A 240-nucleotide genomic window follows, 5' to 3' on the forward strand; every position below is an offset into this window, starting at 1 on the left:
CTGGCGTTTCCGCCGTGTACTGATTTAGCAGTCAGCGGGGCGGCACACTTTGCGGGTAAAGCTGCTAAGAACCCCGCCTTTCAAGATGAGGCTGTAGCGATGGCAAAAGTAGCAGCGGCGCTTGGGGATAAGTACAACGTACCTTATATGATTGAGAACCCTATTAGCGTACTGTCCAGCAAATGGCGTAAGCCAGATTATAGTTTTCACCCCTATGAATATGGTGGGTATTTACCGGAG

At 50.0% G+C, this 240-nt stretch carries 1 pseudogene; it reads left to right on the forward strand.

The annotated features are described in order from the left end of the window. Window positions 1–240 (forward strand): annotated as a pseudogene (locus ABFY71_RS19115) (hypothetical protein); the annotation flags it as partial.

Source organism: Devosia alba (assembly GCF_039938915.1).
Lineage (GTDB): Bacteria > Pseudomonadota > Alphaproteobacteria > Rhizobiales > Devosiaceae > Devosia > Devosia alba.